Origin of the sequence: Stenotrophomonas sp. PS02289, assembly GCF_029960115.1 — a bacterium.
In the GTDB taxonomy this organism is placed as follows: domain Bacteria; phylum Pseudomonadota; class Gammaproteobacteria; order Xanthomonadales; family Xanthomonadaceae; genus Stenotrophomonas.
Map to the genome: position 1 here is coordinate 1 of NZ_JASCOZ010000272.1, position 3,495 is coordinate 3,495.

Here is a 3,495-nt window from a genome sequence, read left to right on the forward strand (position 1 = left end):
CGGGTGGCGCCGCGGCGGCTCGACGTTCGCGTCGTACACGCCGTCGAGCCACAGCATGTGGAAGTGAACATTCAGGTTCAGCGCGCTGCCGAAGCGCTGGATCAGGGTCACCGCACCGCACTGGGCGCTGGCGCGGTCGATGCCGGCTTGATCGGCCAACCAGCCGGCGATCACGCGCTGCACGATGCCCAGCACCGGGCCAATGGCTTCTGGCTTGCTGGCGAACAGGAAACGCAAGGGGTACGGAAAGCTCAGCACCCATTGCCGCACAGGCCGCGGGCCGAACACCTCCTCGACCAGGTGCCGCGCCGACTCGGCCATGCGTCGCGCGCCGCAACTCGGGCAGAAGCCGCGCTTCTTGCAGGAATACGCCACTAGCCTCTCGGCACGACAGTGCTCGCAGACCACGCGCAGGAAGCCGTGCTCGAGCACGCCGCAGCGCAGGTAGGTCTCGAACTCCTCGCGCACATACTCGGGCAGCGGGCGGTCTTCTACCTCACGGCGCGCGAGAAAGTCCGGCCAATGCGCCTGCACCAGCGAATACAGCAGCGTGCGCTCGGGACGGTGAGGCGCATAGCGAGCCGTGGGCAGATGCGCTGCCGGCGACGTTGCGTGCGCCACGGCATCCTGCAGCTGCGACACGGTCGCGGCGAGGCGCGGCACGAAACACTCCGGTGCAGGGAATGGCTGCTCAGGCTTGCGCCCGCCCCGGCCGGTTCATATCGGCCTTTATGAGCTGCACCTCACACCGCTGGAGCTGATCGACCGCATTGCCGCGCTGGTTCCCCCGCCACGCACCCACCGGCACCGCTATTTTGGCGTGTTGGCACCCAACTCGCCGCTCAGGGCTGCGGTGACGGCGCTGGCGACACCGGCGCGAGCCGCTCCCGTGCTGGGCGCGTCGATCAGCACGGGGGAGTGCGCGCCTGGTGTGGTACCGATGAGCAGCGCGCTGCCATCCCAGAGCGAGCCGGTGCTGCCCAAGCGTGCAGCGCACTACCTGTGGGCGGTGCTGATCGCCCGCATCTACGAGGTGTTCCCCCTCTTGTGTCCGCTGTGTGGCGGGCATATGCGCATCATCGCGTTCATTACGCACAGCGCTGACATCCGGCACATCCTGGACCACATCGGGGCAGATTCAGAGCCACCCCGCATCTCCCCGGCGCGCGGGCCACCGCTGTGGGATGACTGTAGTGATGCGCAGATGGATGACGGGGCGCAAACCGAGCCAGCAGACTGGGACCTGGCGGCGCAACCGGCACCGGACTTTGAGGTCGATCAGCGCATCAGTTGGTGAATGAACAAAGCGGCGATTTTGACTTGCCGCGAACTGGCTCTGCGCCCGGTACACGCCGAGCGCCGCAAATCACTCTCCTGAACGCCAAACCCTGGTGGTGAACCTGACACCTGGGCGGGAAAATCGAGTGTCTCAGCCGGCTTGATGGCGCTTCCGCGGTGCGATACTTGGCCTCATGCGGTTAAAACGCCTATCCGTCTGCATGCATCGAGGGTTGACCCTAGTTCGAGATCGACGAGATTGCCGTCCTTGACGCGGTATTCGCGGTCATAGCCTTTGGCGATGAATGACTGGACTGCTTCTAGAACGTCGGTCACCTGGGAGGTCATGGAAGCACCTTCATCTTGAACTGGATTGGACACGCTCGCGCACAAAGCGCGCTGTGACTCGGCGGACGGAGAAGCTCGCGAAGTGCGTTACTCATAGCCACTTGGCCTTCTTGAAGCGCATGAATAGGAGAAGGCAGAACACCGCTATCACTCCGAGCACGACGAAGTAGCCATATGGCGTGTCCAGTTCCGGCATGTGCTTGAAGTTCATGCCATATATTCCGGCGATCGCCGTCGGGACCGCCAAGATCGCCGCCCAGGCCGCGAGCTGGCGAGTGACCACACCGATCCTTTGCGCTTCCAGAAGGCTGCTGGCCTCGAAGACCGTGGACAGGACAAGCAGGAGGCCGTCGACCATGGACTGCACGCGGTGGACATGGTCCGCGACGTCGTGGAAATATGGTGTCATTTCGGCGCTGATGCAGGGAAAGTGGCCGCGAACGAGCTTTCGCACCAGCTCGGCCATAGCCCCGAGCGTGCGCTGGAACCGCGTGAGTTCGGACCTTAGTTCGAAGATTCGCGCCACCTCTTCTGGCCCGAGGAAAGCGTGCAGCGACCGTCGCTCCATCGCCAGGACGTCGTCCTCGATCATTTCGAAGATGGGCAGATACTGGTCGACCACTCGGTGCAAGATCGCGTGCAGCACATAGTCGACACCCTTGCCGAACTGCGTCGGCGATGCCTCGAGTTGCTCCCGAAGTTTGCCCAGCGCTCCGGCATTGCCGTGCCGCACGGTGATAAGGTGATTGTGACCGGTGAAGATCGCCATCTTGCCGTAGCTGATCCGGTCGCCGACCAGCTCGGCGGTCTGGGCGACGACGTACAACTCATCGTTGTAGACCTCGAGCTTGGGCGGGCACAGCGGGTGCATGGCGTTGTCGATCGCCAAAGGATGGAGGTTATACGTCGTCTGGATCGCGCTGAGTTCGTCTGCGGTGGGCTCGCTAAGCGCGATCCAGCAGAAGCCCGAGCGATTCTCGTTTAGTTCGACGTGCTCATCGAGCCTGATTTCACGGACTCGCTTACCTTCGTTGTAATAATATGCGGCGATAATGGTCATGCAGGCCTCGCAGGAATTCGCAGGCCACGCTGTACAGCCGGTCGCGCCAGCCCGCGTTCGAGCCATGCCTGCACGTTCGAATAGCTGCTTAGGCCGAGGATGTCGCCCGCTGCGTAGAATTCGACCAGCGCATTCACCCAGCCAAACGTCGCAATGTCCGCGATCGAGTAATCATCGACAATCCATTCGCGGCCCTCCAGCCGGTGATCCAGGACCCCGAGAAGACGCCTGGATTCATCAACAAAGCGCTGCCGAGGTCGCTTGTCCTCATAGTCCTTGCCGGCAAATCGCAGGAAAAAGCCTAGCTGTCCGAAGGTCGGCCCAACGCCCGACACCTGAAAGAACACCCAGGCCAGAGTCTCGTACCGCTGGGCGGGTGTTGTTGAGATGAGCTGCCCCGTCTTGTCGGCCAGATAGATGAGGATCGCACCGGTTTCCCATATGCCAATGGGCTGGCCGTCAGGGCCAGCCGGATCGATGATCGCGGGTATGCGGCCGTTGGGATTCAACGACACGAACGCTGGATCCTTCGACTCGTTGTTCGAGATGTCGACGAAGTGGGGCTCATACGGCAGGCCAGTCTCCTCCAGCATCATCGAGACCTTGACGCCGTTGGGCGTGGGGGCCGCGTATAGTTGCAAGCGATCCGGATAAGATGCTGGCCAGCGCTGCGTGATGGGAAAGGAGGAGAGGTCTGTCATATCTGGATCCTGGCACTGCGACGGCGGCTGAATGGAATGATCTGCTTCAAGGCCGGGTTCGCCCGGCCCCGGCGGGTGGGCGGGGGGGGGGGGGGGGGGGGCCGGGGG

Annotated in this window: 4 protein-coding genes and 1 pseudogene; 1 reads left to right on the forward strand and 4 read right to left on the reverse strand. The window is 63.1% G+C overall.

The window, feature by feature from the left end; genetic code table 11:
- Nucleotides 1-663 (reverse strand): transposase zinc-binding domain-containing protein (locus QMX83_RS20770; protein WP_282298520.1); only part of this gene is annotated, 663 nt, incomplete at its 3' end.
- 70 nt (nt 664-733) lie between these two features.
- On the opposite strand from QMX83_RS20770, the pseudogene QMX83_RS20775 reads away from it, so the two are divergent.
- Nucleotides 734-1,297: pseudogene (locus QMX83_RS20775) on the forward strand (transposase); the annotation flags it as partial.
- Between the two features lie 173 nt (nt 1,298-1,470).
- Here QMX83_RS20775 and QMX83_RS20780 read toward each other — a convergent pair.
- From QMX83_RS20780 to QMX83_RS20790, 3 genes are all read right to left on the reverse strand, one after another.
- On the reverse strand, nt 1,471-1,626 hold the full coding sequence (locus QMX83_RS20780) for a hypothetical protein (protein ID WP_154583203.1): 156 nt from the start codon (nt 1,624-1,626) through the stop codon (nt 1,471-1,473).
- A gap of 91 nt (nt 1,627-1,717) precedes the next feature.
- Entirely contained in the window at nt 1,718-2,686 is a 969-nt protein-coding gene (locus QMX83_RS20785) for a magnesium and cobalt transport protein CorA (RefSeq protein ID WP_047290297.1), read from the reverse strand.
- Nucleotides 2,683-3,387 (reverse strand): glutathione S-transferase N-terminal domain-containing protein, encoded by a 705-nt coding sequence (locus QMX83_RS20790; RefSeq protein WP_004099038.1) that lies wholly within the window; start codon nt 3,385-3,387, stop codon nt 2,683-2,685. The genes QMX83_RS20785 and QMX83_RS20790 overlap by 4 nt, the downstream gene beginning before the upstream one ends.
- Nucleotides 3,388-3,495: the final 108 nt, after the last annotated feature.